This is a genomic window from Arthrobacter sp. NPDC057013, from assembly GCF_042674585.1.
Lineage (GTDB): Bacteria > Actinomycetota > Actinomycetes > Actinomycetales > Micrococcaceae > Arthrobacter.
The window spans coordinates 232,181-254,924 of the sequence record NZ_JBHUSE010000007.1; the positions used below are offsets into that span (position 1 = coordinate 232,181).

At 64.3% G+C, this 22,744-nt stretch carries 17 protein-coding genes; 10 read left to right on the plus strand and 7 right to left on the minus strand.

All coding sequences use genetic code 11. The features are described from left to right. The first annotated feature begins 25 nt into the window (after positions 1-25). From ACFTSA_RS12295 to ACFTSA_RS12335, 9 genes are all read left to right on the plus strand, one after another. Complete coding sequence (locus ACFTSA_RS12295; RefSeq protein WP_377951580.1) at positions 26-862, plus strand: aldo/keto reductase; 837 nt, start codon at positions 26-28, stop codon at positions 860-862. Positions 863-2,261: 1,399 nt separating this feature from the next. Then, the gene (locus tag ACFTSA_RS12300) at positions 2,262-3,473 is read left to right on the plus strand and encodes an FAD-dependent oxidoreductase (protein ID WP_377951581.1); all 1,212 of its coding nucleotides are present in this window, start codon (positions 2,262-2,264) and stop codon (positions 3,471-3,473) included. Then, positions 3,470-4,618, plus strand: coding sequence for a TMAO reductase system periplasmic protein TorT (gene torT, locus ACFTSA_RS12305; protein WP_377951583.1), 1,149 nt, complete (start codon positions 3,470-3,472; stop codon positions 4,616-4,618). Before ACFTSA_RS12300 ends, torT begins: the two co-directional genes overlap by 4 nt. Beyond that, positions 4,618-6,273 (plus strand): amidohydrolase, encoded by a 1,656-nt coding sequence (locus ACFTSA_RS12310; protein ID WP_377951584.1) that lies wholly within the window; start codon positions 4,618-4,620, stop codon positions 6,271-6,273. The genes torT and ACFTSA_RS12310 overlap by 1 nt, the downstream gene beginning before the upstream one ends. Then, positions 6,270-7,766 carry a sugar ABC transporter ATP-binding protein gene (locus ACFTSA_RS12315; RefSeq protein ID WP_377951585.1) on the plus strand — a complete coding sequence of 499 codons (1,497 nt, stop codon included), beginning with the start codon at positions 6,270-6,272 and terminating at the stop codon, positions 7,764-7,766. Before ACFTSA_RS12310 ends, ACFTSA_RS12315 begins: the two co-directional genes overlap by 4 nt. Positions 7,767-7,800: 34 nt before the next feature. Then, positions 7,801-8,796: an ABC transporter permease gene (locus tag ACFTSA_RS12320; protein WP_377951586.1), complete on the plus strand. Its 996-nt coding sequence runs from the start codon at positions 7,801-7,803 to the stop codon at positions 8,794-8,796. 91 nt (positions 8,797-8,887) lie between these two features. Continuing rightward, the gene (locus tag ACFTSA_RS12325) at positions 8,888-9,487 is read left to right on the plus strand and encodes a helix-turn-helix domain-containing protein (RefSeq protein ID WP_377951587.1); all 600 of its coding nucleotides are present in this window, start codon (positions 8,888-8,890) and stop codon (positions 9,485-9,487) included. A 334-nt stretch (positions 9,488-9,821) separates the two neighbouring features. Then, entirely contained in the window at positions 9,822-11,303 is a 1,482-nt protein-coding gene (locus ACFTSA_RS12330) for an NAD-dependent succinate-semialdehyde dehydrogenase (RefSeq protein ID WP_377951588.1), read from the plus strand. A gap of 357 nt (positions 11,304-11,660) precedes the next feature. Beyond that, on the plus strand, positions 11,661-11,918 hold the full coding sequence (locus ACFTSA_RS12335) for a flavin reductase family protein (protein ID WP_377951607.1): 258 nt from the start codon (positions 11,661-11,663) through the stop codon (positions 11,916-11,918). Positions 11,919-12,604: 686 nt separating this feature from the next. Here ACFTSA_RS12335 and ACFTSA_RS12340 read toward each other — a convergent pair. The 7 genes from ACFTSA_RS12340 to ACFTSA_RS12370 form a co-directional block, all read right to left on the minus strand. Continuing rightward, a complete protein-coding gene (locus tag ACFTSA_RS12340; RefSeq protein ID WP_377951589.1) occupies positions 12,605-13,195 on the minus strand; it encodes a hypothetical protein in 591 nt (196 codons plus the stop codon). 14 nt (positions 13,196-13,209) lie between these two features. Continuing rightward, positions 13,210-14,358 (minus strand): zinc-dependent alcohol dehydrogenase, encoded by a 1,149-nt coding sequence (locus ACFTSA_RS12345; protein ID WP_377951590.1) that lies wholly within the window; start codon positions 14,356-14,358, stop codon positions 13,210-13,212. 60 nt (positions 14,359-14,418) lie between these two features. Further along, positions 14,419-15,567, minus strand: coding sequence for a glutathione-independent formaldehyde dehydrogenase (locus ACFTSA_RS12350; RefSeq protein WP_377951592.1), 1,149 nt, complete (start codon positions 15,565-15,567; stop codon positions 14,419-14,421). Positions 15,568-16,008: 441 nt separating this feature from the next. Beyond that, entirely contained in the window at positions 16,009-16,962 is a 954-nt protein-coding gene (locus ACFTSA_RS12355) for a hypothetical protein (RefSeq protein ID WP_377951593.1), read from the minus strand. 305 nt (positions 16,963-17,267) lie between these two features. After that, positions 17,268-19,775 (minus strand): FAD-dependent oxidoreductase, encoded by a 2,508-nt coding sequence (locus ACFTSA_RS12360; protein WP_377951594.1) that lies wholly within the window; start codon positions 19,773-19,775, stop codon positions 17,268-17,270. 35 nt (positions 19,776-19,810) lie between these two features. Further along, the gene (gene purU, locus ACFTSA_RS12365) at positions 19,811-20,764 is read right to left on the minus strand and encodes a formyltetrahydrofolate deformylase (protein ID WP_377951595.1); all 954 of its coding nucleotides are present in this window, start codon (positions 20,762-20,764) and stop codon (positions 19,811-19,813) included. A 48-nt stretch (positions 20,765-20,812) separates the two neighbouring features. Continuing rightward, positions 20,813-21,163: a bifunctional 3-phenylpropionate/cinnamic acid dioxygenase ferredoxin subunit gene (locus ACFTSA_RS12370; RefSeq protein ID WP_377951596.1), complete on the minus strand. Its 351-nt coding sequence runs from the start codon at positions 21,161-21,163 to the stop codon at positions 20,813-20,815. A gap of 249 nt (positions 21,164-21,412) precedes the next feature. Between ACFTSA_RS12370 and ACFTSA_RS12375 the strand changes: the two genes are divergently transcribed. Next, positions 21,413-22,609 carry an NAD(P)/FAD-dependent oxidoreductase gene (locus ACFTSA_RS12375; RefSeq protein WP_377951597.1) on the plus strand — a complete coding sequence of 399 codons (1,197 nt, stop codon included), beginning with the start codon at positions 21,413-21,415 and terminating at the stop codon, positions 22,607-22,609. Positions 22,610-22,744 lie beyond the last annotated feature (135 nt).

Here is a 22,744-nt window from a genome sequence, read left to right on the forward strand (position 1 = left end):
TCTCCTCCAACCACAAGGAGTATCAATGCCAGAAAACCACCAAGTTCCCCTCCTTACCCAAAACGACGGGCGCACCATCCCCCAAATCGGGCTCGGCATCTACGGACCGGATGACGCCGGCACCGCAGACGCTGTCTCGACCGCCATTGAAGTCGGATACCGCATGATTGACACTGCAGCCCTCTATCAAAACGAGCGCGGCGTCGGCGAAGGGATCAGGCGCTCTGGTCTTCCCCGGGAAGAACTGTATGTCACTACAAAACTGGCAGATGACAGCCACGGATACGATTCTGCGCTGGCAGCATTCGATGCCAGCCTCTCAAAACTCGGACTCGAATACGTTGATCTGTATCTGATCCACTGGCCGCTGCCCGGCGTCGACAAATACGTGGAAACGTGGAAGGCGTTCGAGAAGATCCTCTCCGATGGGCGCGCGAAGTCCATCGGCGTGTCCAACTTTCAACCCGAACACCTTGAACGTCTGGCGGCGGAAACAACGGTCGTGCCGGTCTCCAACCAGATCGAACTGCACCCGGGGTTTGCGAACGAGCAAATGCGCCGCTATGACTCCGAACAAGGGATCCTCACCGTCGCCTGGTCGCCACTCGGCCGGGGCCGGGTCTTCGGAAATCCCGTGTTGGAGCGTATCGCCGGAAAGCACGGTAAGACCACCGCTCAGGTCGTGCTGCGATGGCACATCCAACTGGGAAACGTGGTCATTCCCAAGTCTGTTACTCGCCGGCGGCTCATCGAAAACCTCGACGTTTTTGACTTCGCGCTCGACGCCGAAGACATGACGGAAATCGCCTCACTGGAAAACGGCGTCCGCACAGGAGACGATCCGGATCTTTATAACGGTTGACTCCGCTGAGTAAGTATGGGCATTCCGGGGGTCGTGCAGAAGTAGGTTCAGGTGTTGAGGCCCAGAGCGGGTCCGGCCGCACGTCCCAGGCACGCGAGATGCGTTCAATCCCGATCAGGGCCCGGGCGTGTCTTCATTGGATCCACCTTGGTATGGCGGTCGTCTTCGTTGACTTCGCGCACGTAGGAGGCACGTAAGGGTCAAACAAACTAGAGGCTGGAATGTTGGCGAGAAGGCAGGCTTCCGTCTCCGCCAAGCACCGGCTTCGGCCAAGATCAGGATTCCTTAGACTCAGTCAAGTTGGCAGGCCAAGGAGTGCTTTGGGGCGGCATTGCTCCTTTTCGGGTGACTGTGGGCGGCGCGGCCAGCTTCACGAGAAAGCCGATCTGCCGCGGGCGATGCCGTCGAGGGCCTGTAGCTCGCTTGCATGGAAGACGTGACACTCGTCCCGCAACTCGTGCACGAATTGTTAGTGTAGTAACTATTTGGTACCTTGTTTCAGTTCCGTCCGGAGTGGCGCCCCCAATCCACCCCGGGCGGAACGTACGTGCACGGGACGGCTTACATCGCCTCATCAATTCCGCGTCCGTTAACTGACAAGTCGCGAAAAACAGTTCTTGTGGATTGGCTGACACCTCCGGTCTAACCGATCGACCGAAGGAAGGGCAGACCACTGGCAGAACGAGAAAGATTCCCCGACCTTACTCCGAGCTCTCCGGGTCACACTGTGTCCGCCCCCGATGATGGCGAAACCTTTCAGGGGCGCGATGCGTGGATTGCAGGACCGGAAACTGTGCCAGCGGGAAGTCGCGTCCGCCTCCAAAGCTTTGGCCGTCCCGCGCTTGACGGTGTCCTGGACGAATGGATGCCCGACGGGTCCGCTTTCTGGATCTGGTTGGATGCTGGAGCAGGGCGGCGTCTTATCCATGAGGGCGACGGCGTCCAAGTGGTTACGGAGTCCCTGCCTCACGCTTAGGGTCTTCGATAGCCGCCATCCAGCGAGTTGGTGCCACCCGGCCGCGTCCCGGGTCCCGCGGCCGGCCGTCAGGCTTGATTGGCGCAATACCGCGCCAGCATCTCACTCGGGACGGGGCCGTTAACCCTGCAAACCTGCCCCTGCCGCCGCAGAGCGACCTTGGTCTTCGGTGCCGGGCTCCTGCACTCCGGCCGTGCCCTCAACTGGCCATCCGGTTGGAATCAGCAAGGAATGGTTCCTTCTGCGGCGCAGTCAACAAGAACCGCCCGGTCAAACACTCCGGCCGCCGAGCCGCTTGCCTGCCGCAGAGAAACGACAACTCATTCTCCAGAACAAGTGGTGCGGCTAAAAAAACTTTGATCAGATCTAAGAAAAGTATTGCTGATCACAGTTTTCACGAATAGCATCTCCAATGGATCTGAAATGCAGATCCAGGTAAGGGACGGCAAAGGAGCCACCTATATGCATATCGAAATCGCAGGTGCCGGCCTTGCGGGGCTGACCGCCGCGGCAGCCTTCGGCAAGGCCGGATGTTCGGTCCGGGTACACGAAAAAGGGTCCATCCTCCGGGAGATCGGGGCCGGAATCTACCTGTGGGAAAACGGCCTACGGGCCCTGGAAGCCATTGGGGCATACGAGGAAGTTGTCTCCCGGGCCGAGAAGGTTGAGGTTCCGTTCCTGCGGGACCACGACGGCAGCACCCTCCAGGACGAGTGGCTGCGGAACCACCGCCTTTACACTGTCGGCCGGCGGCACCTTTACCAGAGTCTTCTCAACGCGGCCCGCCGCCAGGGTGTGGAGATCGTCACCGACTCGCCGGTCATCGGGGCCACCCCGAACGGAACGCTGACCACGGCCGACGGCCAGGAGTACCGGGCTGACCTAGCCATCGGGGCCGACGGCGTATTCTCCAAGGTCCGGGATTCGCTCGGCCTGCGCCAGAAACTTGTGGATCTGCGCGACGGCGGCGGGCGGCACCTTATCCCCCGGACGGGCGACGATCCGGTCAACCAGACCATCGAGCAGTGGAACGGCGGACGCCGCATCGGCATCATCCCGTGCTCACCGGAGGAAACATACGTTTTCCTCTGCTGCCCTGCAAATGACGTCGAGGGCCGCGAACAGAATCCGTTCAACGCTGCCACGTGGATTGAAAGCTTCCCCGAGTTCCGCTCCCAGCTGGAGCGGATCCCCTTCGACACCGAAGGACGCTGGGCACCTTTCCACGATGTACACGTCAGCCAGTGGTACAGCGGTCGGACGGCACTGGTAGGGGACGCCGCCCACGCCATGTCGCCCAACCTGGGCCAGGCGGCCTGTGTTGCCATGACCAATGCCGTGGCCCTGGCCATCTCGGTCACAAACAGCAAAAGCATCGATTTCGCCCTAAAGTCCTGGGAGGAAGGCCAGCGCGAAATGAGCGAAGGAGTCCAGCGCTACTCCCGCGTCTACGGCAAGGTCGGCACCATGTGGCCCAAGGGTCTCCTGGACGCACGGTCCGCCCTGGTCAGGAAGCTCACAGCGTCCCGCCGCGTGCAGGGGTCCATCAACTTCGCCGCCGAACGTTTTCCCGCCGGGCAGATCCAGCCAATCGACACCGCGGCCGCCGGCCTCCGGGAGGGCGTGCTCGCATGAAAACCCAGAAACTGAAAATTGTTGCCCTGGCCGCCGCCGGACTTCTCCTGCTCTCCGGGTGCGCTACGGCAGGCGCCGAGGCTGAGCCGGTCAGCGGCGAATCCTGGTCCGCACCCGCGCTGCTGACGAACTGCAAGTCCCCCAAAGTGGACCCGCGTGGCTGCACCGGGCCGAACACCCCCGGGACCTACACGTCCCTGGACCGGAGCCAGGTCACCAAGCCCTGGCGCATCTGCTCCGTGCTGCCCCACCTGAAGGACCCGACCTGGGTGGGGATGAACTATGGTCAGGCCACGCAGGCGCGGCAGTTGGGCGTCTCCCTCACCACAACGGATGCGGGTGGCTATGAGAACGTCGCCCAGCAGGTCACGCAGGTCGAGGACTGCGTCAGCTCCGGCGCAAACGCGGTGCTGTTGAGCGCGGTCAGCAACGAGTCATTGAACCCTGCCATCGCCAAGGCGAAGAAAAAGGGTGTGGCGGTGGTCGACGTCGGGAACGGAGTCTCCTCCGCCGAGGTGGACGCCCGCGTGCTCCAGGACTACGTGGACATGGGCAAGATGATCGGCACCCACCTGGCATCACTGAAGAAGCCGATGAAAGTGGCACTCCTGCCCGGACCGGCCGGGGCCGGCTGGACTGAGCGGTCCCGGAAAGGTTTCGAGGCAGCCGTCGCAGGCTCGGCAGTCGAAATCGTGGATGTCAAGTACGGAGACACCGGCAAAGAGGTCCAGCTGAAGCTCGTGGAGGACACCCTGTCCGCCAACCCTGGCATCAATGCCATCGTCGGCACGGCGATCACCATGGAAGTCGCCGCAACGCTCCTGGCCGAGCAGGGCAAAATCGAGGACATCGGACTATACGGCACGTACGTGACCCCGCAGGCGGTTGAACTCATCAAGCGCGGGCAGGCGAAATGCGCTCCGTCGGAACAGTCCAGCCAGATCGGCAAGATCTCCGTGGACCTCGCGGTGCGGACGCTGGAGCACAAACCTCTGGACAAGGACATCCAGCGCTACGCGCCGGAGCCCCTGCTGATCTGCGGACCCAAGGAAGACGGGTACGACAACACGGCGAAATTCGACGCTACCGGAAGTTTCGCACCTCAGGGATGGTCACCCGCTTTCAACGTTGAAGCGGGCAAGTGATGGGTGCAACTGCTTTCGCACTGACCGGCAACGTCGTCACCATGACCGCGGCACCCAACGCGCGTGTCGTCTACGTCGAAAACGGCAAAATCGCCGGCATCGGTGACGACGCCTACGCCGGCGAACTGCAGCGGAACGGAATCACCATCCACGACCTGGGCGGGCGGACGATCCTTCCGGGATTTATTGACCCTCACGTGCACTTCGCCCAGTACGCGGCCGGAACCCACCGGGGCGTCGACTGCCGCGTGCCGGCGTGCAAAACCATCGCGGACGTTCTCGATGCCCTGCGGACGGGGTTGAACACGGGCCGGACTGTGGGTGACTGGCTCATCGGTTACGGCAACTTGTTCTTCGACCAAAAAATTGCCGAACGCAGGCTGCCGACCCGGCTGGAACTGGATTCGGTCAGCAAGACGACTCCCATCGTCCTGCACTGCGGCGGCCACGTGTCCGTGCTCAACACCCCTGCCCTGGCCCTGGCCGGCGTGGAGCGCTTCATCACCGGCGGTGAAGGCCTGTGGGGCAGCCCTGTGGTCCACCTTGACGACGCCGGCCAGCCGACCGGCGTCGTTGCGGAGATAGACGGCCTGCTGCCGATTCCGGAAAGCAGCGTCGAGGAACTGACGCGCTTCTATTCGGATACCTTCCACAGCGACTTCCTCGCGCATGGCGTTACGTCACTCGGTGAAATGGCCGAATCAGCACGCAACGTGGAGGCGCTGGACGCGGCGGTCGCGGACGGCAGTCTCAACGGACGGATCGCACTGTACGCCATGGCACCGTCGCTGCTCCCGGTCGCGGCGGCGTGCGACTGGGTGGCCGGCTTTTCCTCACGCAGCGGGCCCGAACGGGTCTGGGCTCGGGGTGTCAAGGTGTTCGCGGACGGGGGATACTCCGCACGCAATGCAGCCAGCCTCGACGACTACTCCCGCGACCACGGCCACCGCGCCGGATACAGGGGCAAACTCAATCTCTCCCGCGGCGCCCTGATGGATGCCATCAGGGCTGCGCGCCACAAAGACGTGCAGATCGCCATCCATACCAACGGCACCAGGGCGCAGCGCGAAGCGATCGAGGCCATTCTCGCCGTCGGCGGCGCCCACGACCACCCGCCAGTGCGCATCGAGCACCTGGGCAACGTGCTGGATTCGGTGAAGGAGATCGCATCATGGCGCGCGGCCAACGTGATCCCCGTGATGCAACCGGGCTTCCTGCACAACTTCATCGGTGACTACCTGCCCATGCTTTTCCCCGCCACGGGCAGCACGGGAAGGCTTCCGCTGCGGACCGTACTGCACGAAGGCGTATCGCCCGTCATCAGCTCGGACATCACTCTCGGCGGAGAACCGGGTGCGACGAATCCCTTACACACCATCTGGTCGGCGGTGTCCCGAAGAAGCTACTGGGGAAACCACATCGAGCCGGAAGAGTCGATCTCGGTGGCCCAGGCTCTCAGGCTGCACACCATCGAAGCGGCGAAAGCCATCGGGCTCGACCACGTGGCCGGTTCCCTGGAGCCTGGAAAAGCCGCGGACATGGTGGTTCTGGACAGGGACCCCCATACCGTTCCCGAAGCGGAGTTGAAGAACGTCCGGGTGGAACGCACATATGTCAACGGAGTCCTGGCGTATTCAGGAGGTGAGAAGGCATGACCGCCAACCCGTTAGTGGCTATCCGTAATGTGAGCAAGAAGTTTGCCGGTGTCACGGCACTCAGCGATGTCTCTTTCGAGATCAAGCGCGGCGAAATCCATGCGCTCATGGGCGAGAACGGCGCAGGCAAGTCAACGCTGATCAAGATTCTCTGCGGAGTTCACAAGGCCACGACAGGATCAATAGCCCTGGACGGTGCCGAAACAGTTTTCGACGGCCCCCAGGACGCCGAGAACGGCGGGATCCGGACCGTGTTCCAGGAACTGAACATCGTCCCGCAACTTTCGGTGGCCGAGAACATCTCCTTGGGCTCACTGCCCCTTAAGTCCGGCCTCGTTGACCGGAAGAAGATGCTCGAGCGCGCTGCCGACGCCCTGTCCGGATTGGGGGCAGACCTGCCGTTGGAAGCCCGTGCCGGTGACCTGCCGCGTTCCTCCCAGCAGCTGATCGAGATCGCCCGTGCCCTGATGGGTGAAGCGCGGCTCCTGATCCTGGACGAACCCACGGCTTCGCTGGGCGAGAACGAGAGCCGGCAGTTGCTGAGCATCGTGACCGGGCTGGCCCGGCGAGGTGTCGCCATTCTCTATGTCACGCACCGCATGCATGAAGTGGAGGCCATTGCCGACCGTGTCTCGGTCCTCCGAGACGGTAAGTTCATCGAGACTCTCAATGCACCGATGGACGAAGCCATCATCGTCGAGAGGATGATCGGGCGCCCGGCGAGCTCGCTCTACCAGCATTCAAGACGAGAACCTGGCCGGGACCTCCTCGTGGTTTCCGGGCTCGGCAGCGCAACCCTGCGCGATGTCTCTGTGACCGTGCGCGCCGGCGAGGTCGTCGGCGTCGCCGGCCTGCTCGGGTGCGGCAAATCAGACCTGGCCCGGGCCTGTTTCGGGCTGCACCCGGTTCAGGAAGGCGGCATTAAGCTCGACGGCGAGCAGATCGCCAAGCCGGCACCGGCAGGAATGCTGGAGCGCGGGCTGGTCTATTATCCTTCGGACCGCCGGACCGAGGGCCTTGTTTTGGGCCGCCCGCTCTTCGAATCCATGACCATGGGTTCCCACCGGCCCGCGAAGATCATCCGGAAGGGTTTCCTGAGGACGCAGAAAGAGTATGAACTGGCGCACAGCATCGCCGAGGAGTTGGATCTGCGGCCCATGCAGCTTGACCGGACGTCCGGGAAGTTCTCGGGTGGCAACCAGCAAAAAGCCGTTCTGGCCAGGGGCCGGCTGCGCACCGCGAAAGTCCACCTGTTCGATGAACCGACGGTGGGAATCGACGTCGGAGCGAAGGCCGATGTTTATCGTCTGATCGACAACTATGCCGATGCCGGCCACGGTGTGGTAGTGATCTCCTCCGACCTGACGGAGATCATCGGCATCAGCGACAGGGTCTACGTCATGCGCGAAGGCCGCATCGCCGCCCACCTGGCCGGCGCCGACATCACCGAAGAAAACATCGCCAGGTCATTCTTCGCCGCAGCCCCGGCGTGACCCTTCCCTTCCCATCTCTTAAGGAGAGAAATCCTTGACTGCAACACTTAGTCCACAACGCACAGCAGCCCCCGCCACCGCGCGGCGCACCGTGCAGTTCATCCTGACCACCGGTCTCCTGCCCGCGCTTCTGATCCTGATGTGCGTTGTCTTTGCCATCGTGGAACCGCGATTTGTGGACGGGTCAAACCTACTCAACGTCGCCCGCCAATCCGTTTTCCTTCTCCTCATCGCCATGGGGCAGATGATCGTACTGATCAATGCGCAGTTGGATCTGTCCGTCGGTGCAACCGTCGCACTGACAAGCGTGGTGGTGGCCTCCGTGACCGCGGCCAGCTCCGGCGGACCCGAAAGCGTCCTGCTGGGACTGGGGGCCGGGCTCCTGCTCGGCGTAGTGATTGGACTGGTGAACGGCTGCATCGTGGCCTTCTGGAAGGTTCCGTCCTTCATGGCCACGCTCGGTTCCACCTCGGTGCTGACAGGCCTGGCCCTGATCATTTCCAAGGGCGCCCCCATCATCGGGCTCCCGATGATCTTTTCCGACGTGCTGGCCACCTCCTCCGTTCTCGGTATTCCGGTGCCGGTGCTCCTCGGCATCGTTATCGCCATCGGAATGGGGATCTTTATGTCCCGCACCGTGCCGGGACGCAACATGTACGCCGTCGGAGGCAACCGGGCTGCGGCGCTGGTGGCGGGAATCAACGTGAAGAAGACGGTCATACTGGCGTTCGTCCTGTGCTCCGTCCTCGCTTCCCTGGCCGGCATCCTCCTCACCGCCCGTGTGGGCTCGGGAGAAGCATCGCTGGGTGCAAGCTTCGTGATGCTGTCCATCGCGGCTGCGGTGCTCGGCGGCACCTCGCTCTTCGGCGGTGAAGGCGTCCTGTGGCGCGTCGTACTCGGTGTCCTCTTCCTGGGCGTGCTGAGCAACGGTATGAACCTGCTCCACGTCTCCAGCTACATCCAGGAACTTGTCATTGGGATGGTCCTGATCGCCGCCGTAGCCGCTGAGAGGCTCAAGAGAGTGGCATGAGGGCACTCTCCGTTCCAACACAATCCCACTGATATGGTCATGTACTGACCAGCCGCCACCGGCAGGCACAATCGGCGAAGGAGCAATCGGCATGGAAGACGCGGAGCCTACGGCCAACTCCGGAGGCACCCCCGCCGCCACATCCCCTGGCCCCAGTATCCGCAGAATCCGCAGGTCCAAGGACGTGACCCTTCTCGAGCTGGCGCGTCAGACAGGGCTTTCCGAAGGGTTTATTTCCCAGGTCGAACGACAAAAGGCCAACCCATCCTTCTCGTCACTGTTGCGGATAGCAGGGGCACTGAATGTGCCCATGTCGCTGCTGCTCGCCGAATCTGATGAAACAAATTTGGCGGCCGGCCCCGCACCCCGGGCACTCGTGAAGCACCCATCCGGGGTCTACCGGGACCGGCTCGTCACCCCTGCGAATGCAAAAACGATCCAGGTCATCGAAGCGGTGCTGGAGCCCGGCGAAGGCTCCCGCGTGGCACCATACGCGCACCCCGACGAGGAAGAATGCCTCGTAATGCTGGACGGCCAACTCGAGCTCCAATCAGGGGAAACCATCTATAACCTGCAGGCAGGCGAATCCGTCCTGATCGATCCCGGAACGCCGCACTCCTACCGGAACCCGGGGTCGGTGCCGGCTCGTTGGCTCTGGATCTCGGCAACCCAGGCCGTTCACCGGCACTAGACTCCCGCGCGTTTCCCGTTCCCACCACAGGCCTTGTGCCTGATGTGTGGGAACGCTGCGGGTTGCGCTGGTTCTCGCCGGGAGCGGATCTCGTCGCTAACTGGGGCGGCCTTCCGGGCGGACCAAAGCTGGGGATAGTGCTGGCGACCCTGCGTGGAGTGCTCGGCAAAACAGGTGGCGCCTGGGTACTACTAGAGCAGCAGCTAATGGCTCTTCCGCCGGGGCAGGATCGCCGCCGGATCCAGCAGGAACTTCCCTGCCCCCATCCCAACGCTGGGTACTACCGAAATACTGCGCCAACGCGGCGCCACCAAGGAATTTATTTAGGAGAAACATGTCTACGGCCTTAGAGCGTGAGAATGAAATATTGTCGGCTGTCCCGACCGGCCTGCTGATCAATGGCGAGTGGCGTCCCGCGGCGTCGGGCAAGACGTTCGACGTCGAGGACCCGGCCACCGGGAAGACGCTGCTGAGCATTGCCGACGCCGGTCCTGAGGACGGCAAGGCGGCTCTTGACGCGGCCGCCGCTGCACAGGAGTCATGGGCCAAGGTGCCGGCGCGGGAGCGCGGCGAGATCCTGCGCCGCGCCTTTGACCTGGTCACCGAGCGGGCCGAGGACTTCGCGCTGCTGATGACTCTGGAAATGGGCAAGCCCTTGGCAGAGGCCCGCGGCGAGGTCACGTACGGCGCCGAGTTCCTGCGCTGGTTCTCCGAGGAAGCCGTGCGTGCGTTCGGCCGCTACTCCGTCTCCCCGGACGGCAAGTCCCGGCTGCTGGTGACCAAGAAGCCCGTGGGCCCGTGCCTGCTGATCACGCCGTGGAACTTCCCGCTGGCCATGGCCACCCGGAAGATCGCCCCGGCCGTCGCGGCTGGCTGCACCATGGTGCTGAAGTCCGCGAACCTGACCCCCCTGACCTCGCAGCTGTTCGCGGCAGTCATGCAGGAGGCGGGCCTGCCCGCCGGCGTCCTGAACGTGATCCCGACCTCCACGGCAGGTGCCACGACCGGCCCGCTGATCAAGGACCAGCGCCTGCGGAAGCTCTCCTTCACCGGTTCCACCGAGGTGGGCCGCCGCCTGCTGTCCGACGCCTCCGAGACGGTGCTGCGGACCTCGATGGAGCTGGGCGGCAACGCCCCGTTCGTGGTGTTCGAGGACGCCGACGTCGATGCCGCCGTCGCCGGTGCGATGCTGGCCAAGCTGCGGAACATGGGCGAGGCCTGCACCGCCGCGAACCGCTTCATCGTGCACGAGTCCGTCGCGGACGAGTTCGCGGAGAAGTTCGCCGCGAAGATGAAGGAGATGACCACCGCCCGCGGCACCGAGCCCGAGTCCAAGGTCGGCCCGCTGATCGACGCCAAGAGCCGGGACAAGGTCCACGAACTGGTCACCGACGCCCTCTCCGCCGGGGCCACCGCCGTGGTGGGCGGCGCCCCGGTGGACGGGCCGGGCTACTTCTACCAGCCCACCATCCTCAAGGGCGTCACCGAGGGAACCCGGATCCTGTCCGAGGAGATCTTCGGCCCCGTCGCCCCGATCACCACCTTCTCCTCCGAGGACGAGGCCGTTCGCCTGGCCAACAACACCGAATACGGGCTGGTGGCCTACGTCTTCACCAAGGACCTGAACCGCGGCATCCGGATGGGCGAGCGGCTCGAGACCGGCATGCTCGGCCTGAACGCCGGCGTCGTCTCCAACGCCGCCGCACCCTTCGGCGGCGTCAAGCAGTCCGGCCTCGGCCGCGAAGGCGGACTCGAAGGCATCGAGGAATACCTCTACACCCAGTACATCGGCATCGCCGACCCCTACGCCGGCTAACCCGCGGCCCCCGTGAGCCGACGGACCCGGCAGAGGCGATCCAATATCCGTTTTTGTTTTTTGGCCAGTTGCCTAACGACCAGGGGCTGGTGACGGGAAAGACGAAGACTTTGATCCCGCGGAACTGTCATCGCGGGAGTTTTACCGGCTGTTGACGGCCGTTGTTGTTCCGCGTCCGATTGCGTGGATCTCAAGCAGGTCGGCGGAGGACGTGGACAATCTTGCTCCGCATTCGTTCTTTACTGTTGCATCAGTGGATCCGCCGACCGTTCAGTTCACCTCGGTTGGAGAGAAGGATTCGCTGCGTAATATCCGCTAGCGGGGAGAGTTTGTGTGAACCTGGCGCCTGTCGGGCTGATGGCTGAGGTCAATGCGTCCGGCACGAATTTTCCCCCGGATGTGAGTGAGTTCGACGCGGCCGGGGTGAGGCGGGAAGCAGGTCGCACCGTGGGGGTGCCCAGGGTAGGGGAGTCTCCGGTGGCCCTGGAGTGCCGGCTGGACAGTACGTTGCCGGTCGGTGACTTCTGGTCTTCGGGAGGTCACCCATGCGGTGGTTGCTTCGGGCGTTCTGGATGGCAGCCACCCCCGCATCGATCTGACCGCTGGCACGGTTAGGGCTTGATGAATGGGGCACCACGGGATCGGTCAGGGAGCTGCAACGGATCCGCAGGGCCGATTGGCCTGCGGATTCCGGCGGAAGAACCGCTCCGTAGGCTGAGCCGTTGCGGGGGTGCCCGTATGGTCCCGGGCACCCCACAACAGGGCTTGTGGGTTTGCCGAGGCCGAGCTGGACGACGACGAGTGAAGCCACTCCGACGTCGATGCCCAGAACGGCCGTCAGTATCAGCAACGCCCCCACACCGATCAGGGTCAGGATGCGTATCGGTGTTGCCGCCACCTTGACCCGGCCCTGACGCAAGGCCGGGTCCGTGGCCACCTGCGCCCCGAGGGTGAGCCTTCGGTGAATGCAACGAAGACGTTGGATCGGTCAGCGCACCCGTTTTTGACCACACCGGCCGGCTCGCCGGTGTGCTGGGCCTAGGATTTCCCACACAGCCCATAACGCCCGCCGACGTGCCCAGGTTCGGCCCCATCGTGGCGGTGCCGCCGCCGCCGCGAGTAAAACGCTGGCCTACCAAAATGTGACGCATAAGGTCTAGGGTGCGCCGGCGCCCCGCCGCCGTCCGGGGTGTTTGCCGGGTGTCTCCAGCACATGCGTTGTTGGTGACACCCGTGGTCCGCCGCCGTTGCAGAACAGCTGTTAGGTTTCGCGGTGTTTTCGCAAGGTCATGAGGGCGGCGTCATTTCCGACCCAACGCCGCCCGCCCGAGCGCCCGCACGGCGACGACACCACCCAGGCCGGCGAGCACCCATGGGCCTCCCACTAGGAAGGGGTCGATCCACTGGTGGTTGACGTCGGCGCGTTTTTGTCCGAACCGGGAGCGGACACCGTGGCGGGAGAACTCGCTGAGCACCCCGGTTTCGGTGACGGGGTTGTCGGGACGCAGGGTCGCAAAGGACTTCACGTGGTGTTCCCAGGCGTCCACGCGGTCGGCGGCGATGAGCAGCAGCCAGTGTGCAGCCCGGCCCTCGCTGTACTTGTAGGCGTACTTCCGGATAGCGCCCGACACCCCGGCCGGAGGTGTGGAAGTGCCGAAAACGGGTGTCAGGAAAGCGTGCTCGACGGACCGTTCCCGGGGCCATTTCTCCGGTTGGCGTTCGGGGAAGTCCCAACGCGCGCCTGTCTCGATCCCGGGTTGCTCGCGGGGGTAGGAGGGCCGGTCGGCCGGGTCGAGGTCAGCGCCCCAGCCCGGGATCTGTGCCCGCAGGTCTTCCGCGGACTTCGGCGGTATGCGTTTACCGGCGATATATGGTGTGGCTGTCTCAGTCATGGTGCGGTCTCCCTTCAGGACTGCCCGGCAACAACGAGCGGCTTGATGATGTTGTCCAGCTTGGCTGAGAAAATGTGATACCCCTCGGCGATGTGTTCCAGCGGAATACGGTGCGTGACGATGTCGCTGGGTTTCAGGTAGCCGTTGCGGATGTGCTCGAAGAGGCGCGGCCACTGGCGTTTGACCGGGCACTGGTTCATCCGCAGCGTCAGACCCTTATTCATGGCGTCGCCAAACTTCACGGCGCTGAAAATCGGTCCGTACGCGCCCACCACGGAAACCGAGCCGCCCTTGCGGACGGAGTCGATTGCCCAGTTGAGAGCGATGGGGGAGCCGCCCTGCAGTTTGAACTTGCTGCTTGTGACGTGCTGGAGAAAGTTGCCGTCCGCTTCGGCCCCCACAGCGTCAATCACGACGTCGGCCCCCAGGTAGTCGGTCTCCTTCTTCAGGTGCACCACGATGTCGTCGTACTCGGTAAAGTTGTACGTTTCGGCGTGCGCGAAGGACCTTGCCTTTTCCAGCCGGTACTCCAGGTGGTCGATCACGATCACCCGCCCGGCGCCCATCAGCCAGGCGGACTTGGCAGCGAACAGCCCCACCGGGCCGGCGCCGAACACCACCACGGTGTCGCCCTCCACGATGTCACCCAGCTGGGCGCCGAAGTAGCCGGTGGGCAGTGCATCGGTGAGCAGGACTGCGTCTTCTTCGTCCATCCAGTCAGGAATCTTCGAGGGTCCCACGTCAGCGAAGGGGACCCGCACGAATTCCGCCTGGCCGCCGTCGTAACCCCCGCAGGTGTGGGAGTAGCCGTAGATGCCGCCCACCGCCGTCGCGTTCGGGTTGACGTTGTGGCAGTTGGAGTACAGGCCGCGGGAGCAGAAGTAGCAGGAACCGCAGTACACGTTGAACGGCACCATCACCCGGTCGCCGGCCGCGAGGTTCTGTACGGACGAACCCACCTCGTGAACGGTGCCCACGAACTCGTGCCCGAACGTCATGCCCACCCGGGTGTCCGGCATCATGCCGTGATAAAGGTGGAGGTCGGATCCGCAAATGGCGCCCTTGCTGACCCGGACAATGGCATCGTTCGGGTGCTCGACCTTCGGAATGTCTTTTTCTTCGACCCGGACTTTGTACGGGCCTCGGTACACCATTGCGCGCATCAGGACCACGTCCTGGAAATCGCTCGCTTAGACATGAACGTTCTCCTTTCTGGACCGCTCTCAGGCGCCGGCCGGGTGGAGGACGACTTTTGTCCAGCCGTCTTCGCGACTGTCGAAGTTCCTGTAGCCTTCGGGGGCCTGGTCCAGCGGCAGCTCGTGGCTGACGATGAAGGAGGGGCTGGCCTTTCCGCCGGCGATGAGGTCGCGCAGGGCCCGGTTGTATTTCTTGACCGGGCACTGGCCTGAGCCCATCGTCTGTCCTTTGAACCAGTAGTTTCCGTAGTCGAAGGCGATTTGGCCCTGCTGCTCAAGTTTGTCGGGGCTTCCGGGGTCCTGGGGCAGGAACACCCCAACTACGCCGATGCCGCCGACGAAGCGCACGGAGTCCACGAGCCGGTTCAGGGTCATGTTGGGATGTTCGTTTCCGCCCGGGTCGTGCGCCTGGTAGCCGACGCATTCACAGCCCCGGTCCGCGCCGAATCCCATGGTCTGGTCCTTGACGAATTCGACAGGGTCCACTTCCGAATCATTTACAGGGATGGCACCGATCTGTTCCGCGAGCTTCAGCCGGTCTGTTTGGCGGTCCACCACCATGACTTTGCCTGCCCCCTTGATGATGGCTGAGTAGGCGGCCATGAGCCCGACCGGTCCTGCGCCGTAGATGACCACGGAGTCACCCGGGTATACCCCGGCCATCTCGGTGGCGTGCCAGCCGGTGGGGAAGATGTCCGCGACCATGACATAGTCGAGTTCTTTCTCCACCGCATCCTCGCCCAGGCGGAGGCAATTGAAGTCCCCGTAGGGCACGCGCAGGTACTCGGCCTGTCCGCCCTGGTACGGGCCCATGTCCGCGAAGCCGTAGGCCGCGCCGGCGAGCTTGGGTTCGGGCTGCATGGTCAGGCAGTAGTTGGTGAAGCCGCGTTCGCAGTTTTTGCAGAATCCGCAGGCGATGTTGAACGGCAGCACGACGCGTTCGCCCACCTTCACTTTGCTCACCGCGGGGCCGGTCTCCACAACCTCACCGAGGTTCTCGTGCCCGAAGGAGCGCCCAGGTTCAAAGCTGGTTCGGCCTTCGTACATGTGCAGGTCCGAGCCGCAAATGTTCGCTGAGGTGATGCGCACCAGCACGTCTGCGGGGTGCTCAATTTTGGCGTCGGGGATCTCCTCGACACTGACGTCGTTCGGTCCTTTGTAAACTACTGCCTTCACTGTTCGCTCTCTTCCTTTGTCCACCCCTCAGGCCGCACACGTGTGTCATCCAGGGCAGAAGTCACCCAGGTGTGGGGGCGTGAGCCGCGAGGGAGTGTGGTACGTAAAGGACCTCTGAGTCCACCCGGAATGGGCGGGAGGCCCAAGGACTTTTGGGCGGCTGGCTGCTCTGGAAAACCCGGCTGGCCAGCCCGTTCGCGAAATAGCTACCAATCGAACCTTAATGCTAAGCACGCTTACTAAGGATGTCGAGGGGTCGTGGGAAATGCTGCAAAAAAATAACGCCCCCAAGGAACTGCCTTGGGTTGAGGCCGTCCAGCAATGCTGCTGCATTAGGAGCGATGCATGCTGGTTCCTCGGGCGGCGGCCAGCACGGAGGAGCCCTCCGCAATGCCTGGGAAACCGGGGGCGGCTGTCCTACTCCATCCCAGGACAGCCGAATTAGGCCCGATCGTGAGCGAGGCGGTTGCGGCGTTCCTCCTCGCGCTTGGAGTAGGCAGCCGCGCGGATGGCTTCGTCCGACTCCAGGCCGCTGCCAAGGGCGCCGCCCACGGTCGCCGCCGACGCGACAAACCAAGTCAGCACGAACAGGTCGCTGTAGCCGAGCGATATGTGGAGGTAGCCACCCATCACGGCCGGGTCGAGGACAAACAGTGCCCAGGCCAGATTCACGACGTATAGCGCCGCATAACAAATGAGCACCCCGATGCTCAAGGTCACCAATGTCGAGATGTTGTAGAGACGGGATCTTTCCCTGGCCTCCGCAGAATTGTCGTCGGGGCGGTCCCAGAGTTCGCCGTCGATTACGAGCCAAGCAACAACGAGCGTAACGGAGGCGATCGTCGCCACTATGAGGCGCCACGATGACAGGGAGCCAGCGAGTAGCCAAACCGTTGAGTTGATCGTGGCCACCGCCCCTGTTGCCAGCGCTGCCACGAGCGCGGACTTGAGCCCGGGCACGAGGAGCCACGGACGGTTCGCAAGCACCATTCCCACGAGCAGCCGCCGGCGGCTGGTGAAGCGGCGGAGCGGCCCGTTGTCACCGTCCTGCGTGTTCGCTGCCATGCCGCTTACGAGAGCGCGCACTGCATGCCGGGCACGCGCCTGTACATGGAGCCCGCCGAGCGCCGGTAGCGACAGCACAGCTGTGCGTTGCCGCAGGTCAGTCTCGACCAGCCCGATAACGATGTCCCATTCGTGCTGACGAGCGTGATCCCGAAGCCGTGCCAAGGCAGTATCGACGTCTTCGGACCCCACGGTGAACGATTCGCTCACGATCTCGATGTCCCAGCTCTCGCGATCCTGGCCGCCCGGCGGCTCGAGGCCACTGAGTAGGCGCGCGATCTCCGTGGGCGAGGCAGGGGCGGCTACCAACCCGACCTGGATCCGGTTCATCACGGCAAGCTACCGCAAATCGGCCGCGGGGCCGACCCCGAGCCGCGCCGATAAGCAGCATTCCCCAAGCTCATATGGCTGCTGAAAAGGTTTGCCTCGACTGAGATGACGGGGAGGGCTTCACCCGGCTGCCCATGACACACGTGGCGGGAAGCACTCGGCCAGCGGCTTTCCTCCTTTGCGCCTTAAGGCTGTTCCCCTCCTGACCTCTTCTTAACCAAGAACGACGGCGACACCCCGGGCTTGCCGGTGTGCCGCCGTCGTCCGTGGCGCAAAGAGGGTCGGGACGGAGAGTCCTGCCAGGGTCAGCCGCGGAGGCGCTCCATGCCGGGGTCGAATAGCGGCTCGGCGCTGACCGTGGCCGCGACGCGGCTGCCGAAGTACTCGATCTCCACGGCGTCGCCTTCCGAAACCGAGGCAGGCAGCCAGGCATAGGCGATCGGCTTGCGGATCGAGTAGCCGTACGCCGCGCTGGTGACGTAACCGGACGCTACGCCGCCCACGTACACGGGTTCCTTGCCCAGCACGATGGATGTGCCGTCGTCGACCGTCAGGCAGCGCAGCACCTTCTCCGCCGGCTGTTCCTTGAGCGCCACCAGGGCCTCGGCCCCCACGTAGCCTTCCTTGTCCTTCGCCACCGAGAAGCCGAGGCCGGACTGGTACGGGTGGTGCTCGGTGTTCATGTCCGTGCCCCAGAGCCGGTAGCCCTTCTCCAGGCGCAGGCTGTTGAAGGCGCCGCGGCCGGCGGCGATGATGCCGTGCTCCTGTCCGGCCTCGAAGAGCAGGTCCCAGAGTTTAAGGCCGTATTCGGCGGTGGTGTACAGCTCCCAGCCGAGTTCGCCCACGTAGGACAGCCGCATGGCCGTGACGGGGATGCCGCCCACCGAAATTTCCTTCGTGCGGAAGTACTTCAGGCCGTCGTTGGTGAGGTCGTCGGCGCTGACCTTGCCGATGACCTCGCGGGCCAGCGGGCCCCACAGGCCGATGCAGCAGGTGCTGCCCGTGATGTCGGTGACGTGCACCCACTGGGCCGGGTCGGCGGCCGACTGCTTGCGGGCCTCAACGCGCAGGTAGTCGAAGTCCACGTTGCTGTTCACGCCGAGCTGGAAGTCTTCTTCCGCGAGCCGGGCGACGGTCACGTCACTGCGGATGCCGCCGTCGTGCTCCAGCAGCAGGCAGTAAGTCACTGCGCCGGGCTTCTTGGCGATGTTGCCGGTGCTCAGCCGGTGCAGCAGCGCCTGGGCGCCCGGGCCGTTGACGGCCAGCCGCTTCAGCGGCGTCATGTCGTAAAGCGCGACGGCGGTACGCGTCTTCCACGCTTCGGCCGCCGAGATGGGGGAGGAGAACATCGCGGCCCAGGGTTCGCGTTCCGGGGCCTGCCACTCTGCCGGGAGTTCGTCCAGCAGGGGGCGGTTGGCCTCGAACCAGTGCGGGCGCTCCCAGGCGGCGGACTCGAGGAAGAAGGCGCCGAGTTCCTTCTGCCGGATGTTGAACGGGCTGACCCGCAGGTCCCGCGGGGATTCCTTGGGCTGGAGCGGGTGCAGGATGTCGTAGATCTCCACGAAGTTCTGCTGCGAGGTCTCGCTGACGTAGGCGTCACTGGTCTGGACCTTTTCGAAGCGGGTGAGCTCGGTGCCGTGCAGGTCGGTGCGCGAACGGCCCTCGGTGAGCACCTCGGCCACGGCCTTGGCCACACCTGCTGAGTGCGTCACCCACACGGCCTCCGCCACGAAGAAACCGGAGAGTTCCGGGGCTTCGCCGATCAGCGGGCCACCGTCGGGGGTGAACGAGAAGATGCCGTTGAAGCCGTCCTCGATCGCGGCGCTGCGCAGGGCGGGCAGCAGGTCCTGGCTGTCTTCCCATGCCGGGACGAAGTCTTCCAGGGTGAAGTCCAGGCGCGAAGGCATGCAGTGGTCGGACATCTCGTCGGCGGCGACCTTGGGCAGGGCGGACATGTCCACGGGCATCGGGCGGTGGGCATAGCTGCCGATGCCGATGCGATTGCCCCATTCGCGGTAGTACAGGTCCTTGTCCTGGTAGCGGAGGATGGGCTTGCTGGCGCCCTTGGGAAGTTCGTTGACGCCCTCGAGTTCGGCAAGGGGAGTGCTGACGACGTACTGGTGGGCCAGCGGCAGCAGCGGCACCTCCAGGCCCACCATCTTGCCGAGCTCACGGCCCCAGAAACCGGCGCAGGAAACCACGATGTCGGCCGGAATCACGCCCGAGGAGGTCTCGACGCCGGTGACCTTGCCGCCCCACTGGGAGATGCCGGTGACGGTGGTGGAGCCGAGGAAGGTCACGCCGCGTTCGCGGGAGCGCTCGATCAGCAGCTGCACGGCACGGGCCGCGAGGGCCAGGCCGTCGGTGGGGATGTGCAGGCCGCCCAGGACCTCGCGGCCGCCGGTGAGCTTGCCGGTGTTCAGCAGCGGGTACATCTTTTCGCATTCATCGGCGTCGACGATCCGGCTTTCGACGCCCCAGGAGGTCATCACACCCATCTTGCGCTTGAGGTCGGCCAGACGCTCGGGGGTGGTTGCCAGTTCCAGGCCGCCCACCTGGTTGAAGCAGGACTCGCCGTCCTTGCTCAGGGCCAGCAGCTTGTTGACCGTGTACGTGGCGAATTCCGTCATGGTCTTGGACGGGTTGTTCTGGAACACCAGGCCGGGGGCATGCGACGTGGAGCCGCCGGCCAGTTCCAGCGGGCCCTGCTCGACGACGGTGATGTTGTCCCAGCCGCGGCTGGCCAGCTCGTCCGCGAGGTTGGTGCCGACGATGCCGGCGCCGATGATGACGACGCGTGGTGATGCGCTCATGGTGTGTGGTTCTCCTGGTTCGCGTTAGCGGAAAATTAGCGGAATACGACCGTGCGGGTCTTGTTGAGCAGGACGCGGTGCTGGCAGTGCCACTTCACCGCGCGGGAGAGCGCCTGGGTCTCCGCGTCCCGGCCCACCGTCACCAGCGCATCGGGGTCCTGGGCATGGTCCACCCGGAAGACCTCCTGCTCGATGATGGGACCCTCGTCGAGGTCCGCGGTGACGTAGTGGGCGGTGGCGCCCACGAGCTTGACCCCGCGGTCATAGGCCTGGTGGTAGGGCTTCGCGCCCTTGAACCCGGGCAGGAACGAGTGGTGGATGTTGATGGCCCGTCCGCGCAGCTTCGTGCACAGATCGTCGGACAGCACCTGCATGTAGCGGGCCAGCACCACCAGGTCGGCGTCGTATTCGGCCACCAGCTCGAGGAGCCGTGCCTCGGCCTCGGGCTTGGTGCCGGCCGTCACCGGCACATGGATGAAGGGCAGCCCGGCCGCCTCGGCCATGGGCCGCAGGTCCTCGTGGTTGGAAACCACGACGGCGATCTCCGCACCCAGGCTGCCCGCCCGCCACCGGAAGATGAGGTCGTTCAGGCAGTGGCCGAACTTCGACACCATGACCAGCAGCCGCTGCGGGCGCCCGTCGTGGATGCTGAAGTCCATGCCGAACTCGGCGGCGGTGGCTGCGAACTCGGAGCTGAGGCTTTCGGCGGTCTGCCCGGCGTCGTCGCCGGTCCCGCCGTCGGCGCCCTGGGTGAACGCGCCCTGGGTGAACGCGCCATGGGTGAACGCCGTGCGCAGGTAGAGCTTGCCGCTGACGTGGTCATCGAACTGCTGGTGCTCCACGATGTCGAAGCCGCGGTCGGCCAGGAACGTGGTGATGGCACGGACGATGCCCGGCCGCTCCGGACAGGCCAGGGTGAGGACAAACTCAGCGGTACGCGTCTTGGCCCTGGCACCGGCTGCGGGCGCGCCTTCAAGGACTGTGGACAAGATTTTCTCCTAGGGGTAGCAGCAGCAGCGATGCGGTGGCAGGGCGGCTTAGACGTGGCCGTTTACTGTCAGCCCAGGGGGGAGGTTGGGCTCTTCTTCGGACTCGATGACCATGATGTCGCCATCCACAACGGTGACTTCGTGCGTGCGGACGGGGAGTTTGGCCGGCGGCGCATCAACCTGTCCGGTCCGGAGGTTGAACTTGGAGGCGTGCAGCGGGCATTCGACCTCGCAGCCTTCCACCCAGCCGTCGGCCAGCGAGGCGTCCTGGTGGGTGCAGGTGTCGTCAATGGCGAAAAGCTCGCCTTCCTCGGTGTGGAAGACGGCGATGGGCGGCGCGGTGTTCAGTCGCAGGGCTTCCCCTGGTGCCAGTTCGCTGAGCGGGCATGCCTTGTGCATTTGGGGGCCTCTTTTCTTGTTGGGAAGGTATGTGGGTCCTGCTGGCGATCTGTTCCGTATAGTTCAACAGCCGTCGTAATATGCAACAGCGTGCTTTCGATCACACCGTTTTGTCAAGGGGTAGGGGCCCAATTACGAGGCCGCCCTTTAATGAGTCGCCAAACCCTTGACAGTCATCGTGGCTTGGATCACGCTGTTGCATATAGCGATTGTTGTTGCGCTAAAAGCAATAGAAAGAGGGTGAAGAAAATGCAGACGCTTGCGATCGTAGGTGCCTCGCTGGCTGGCCTTTCCGCCGCGCGGGCAGCCCGCGCCCAAGGCTTCACCGGACGTCTCGTCATCATCGGCGATGAAGAGCACCGTCCGTATGACAGGCCGCCGCTCTCCAAGGACTTCCTGCTTGGATCCATTACGGCCGAGGACCTGTCCCTGGAAACCGAAACCGACGACCTCGACGCCGACTGGCTGCTGGGTACACGCGCCGTGTCCCTGGACGCTGAATCGAAAATTATCGGCCTGGCCAACGGCCAGGTCGTCCAGGCTGACGGCATTGTCATCGCCACCGGCGCACGGGCCCGCCAGCTGCCGGCGCTCGCCGGCCTTAGCAACGTCTTCTCCCTTCGCACCCTCGCCGATGCTCAAAGCCTGGCGCCGGAACTGGTGCCGGGAAGCAAGATGGCCGTCATCGGCGCAGGCTTCGTCGGTGCCGAGGTTGCCTCCTCCGCCGCCTCCCGGGGCATGGACGTCACCCTGGTCGACACGAAGCCAGTGCCCTTTGCAGCCCAGCTGGGCACGGAGATGGGCTCGGTAGTGGCCGGCCTGCACACCGCCAGGGGCGTCCGGCTCATCTCGTCGGCCGTCATTGAGGACTTCTACGCAGGCGAAGGAAACGTCACCGGACTCCGGCTGGCCGACGGAACGTTCGTGGCGGCCGACGTTGTGGTGGTGGGGATCGGCGCGGAGCCGAATGTTGAGTGGCTTGCCGGTTCGGGGGTGGAGGTCGACGGCGGTGTGTTGTGTGATGCGATGGGGCGCACCAGTGTTCCGGGCATTGTGGCGGTGGGTGACTGTGCTGCCTGGTTCGACGCCGCTGTTGATAGGCATCGCCGGGTGGAGCACTGGACGGGTGCGCTGGAGCGGGCGGTGCTTGCGGTACGCGCCCTGCTGGACAGTGACGCCCTGGCCCAGCCGTTGAAGCCGCCGTATTTCTGGTCGGACCAGCACGGGGTCAAGATCCAGTTCGCCGGCCACTCAGCCGGCTATGACCGCCTCGACGTCGAAACGGGGGATGCTGCCGAGCACAGCCTGCTGGCCGTGTACTACCGGGAAGACGTTCCCGTCGCCGTGTTGGGCATGAACCAGCCGCGGCTGTTCACCAAGTGGCGGAGGAGCCTGGCGACGCCGGCGGCCCAGCCCGCCCTCGCGGGTGCCGCCGCGGGACTGTAGTCCCCACCTTCTGCATTTTTTGAGTTGTTGTGTTTTTGATAGGAGAGCAAATTGTCTGTTGAGGTATCTACTCCGAGCCTGATCCCGACGTTGGGCGGTCACTTGTATACGGATCCGGCGGTTTTCCGGGCGGAG

Bases quoted from the DNA above. Each gene is read 5' to 3' on its own strand.
- ACFTSA_RS12295 (WP_377951580.1), top strand. From the start codon at position 26: ATGCCAGAAAACCACCAAGTTCCCCTCCTTACCCAAAACGACGGGCGC.
- ACFTSA_RS12300 (WP_377951581.1), top strand. From the start codon at position 2,262: ATGCAGATCCAGGTAAGGGACGGCAAAGGAGCCACCTATATGCATATC.
- torT (WP_377951583.1), top strand. From the start codon at position 3,470: ATGAAAACCCAGAAACTGAAAATTGTTGCCCTGGCCGCCGCCGGACTT.
- ACFTSA_RS12310 (WP_377951584.1), top strand. From the start codon at position 4,618: ATGGGTGCAACTGCTTTCGCACTGACCGGCAACGTCGTCACCATGACC.
- ACFTSA_RS12315 (WP_377951585.1), top strand. From the start codon at position 6,270: ATGACCGCCAACCCGTTAGTGGCTATCCGTAATGTGAGCAAGAAGTTT.
- ACFTSA_RS12325 (WP_377951587.1), top strand. From the start codon at position 8,888: ATGGAAGACGCGGAGCCTACGGCCAACTCCGGAGGCACCCCCGCCGCC.
- ACFTSA_RS12330 (WP_377951588.1), top strand. From the start codon at position 9,822: ATGTCTACGGCCTTAGAGCGTGAGAATGAAATATTGTCGGCTGTCCCG.
- ACFTSA_RS12335 (WP_377951607.1), top strand. From the start codon at position 11,661: ATGGCTGAGGTCAATGCGTCCGGCACGAATTTTCCCCCGGATGTGAGT.
- ACFTSA_RS12340 (WP_377951589.1), bottom strand. From the start codon at position 13,195: ATGACTGAGACAGCCACACCATATATCGCCGGTAAACGCATACCGCCG.
- ACFTSA_RS12345 (WP_377951590.1), bottom strand. From the start codon at position 14,358: ATGCGCGCAATGGTGTACCGAGGCCCGTACAAAGTCCGGGTCGAAGAA.
- ACFTSA_RS12355 (WP_377951593.1), bottom strand. From the start codon at position 16,962: ATGAACCGGATCCAGGTCGGGTTGGTAGCCGCCCCTGCCTCGCCCACG.
- ACFTSA_RS12360 (WP_377951594.1), bottom strand. From the start codon at position 19,775: ATGAGCGCATCACCACGCGTCGTCATCATCGGCGCCGGCATCGTCGGC.
- ACFTSA_RS12370 (WP_377951596.1), bottom strand. From the start codon at position 21,163: ATGCACAAGGCATGCCCGCTCAGCGAACTGGCACCAGGGGAAGCCCTG.
- ACFTSA_RS12375 (WP_377951597.1), top strand. From the start codon at position 21,413: ATGCAGACGCTTGCGATCGTAGGTGCCTCGCTGGCTGGCCTTTCCGCC.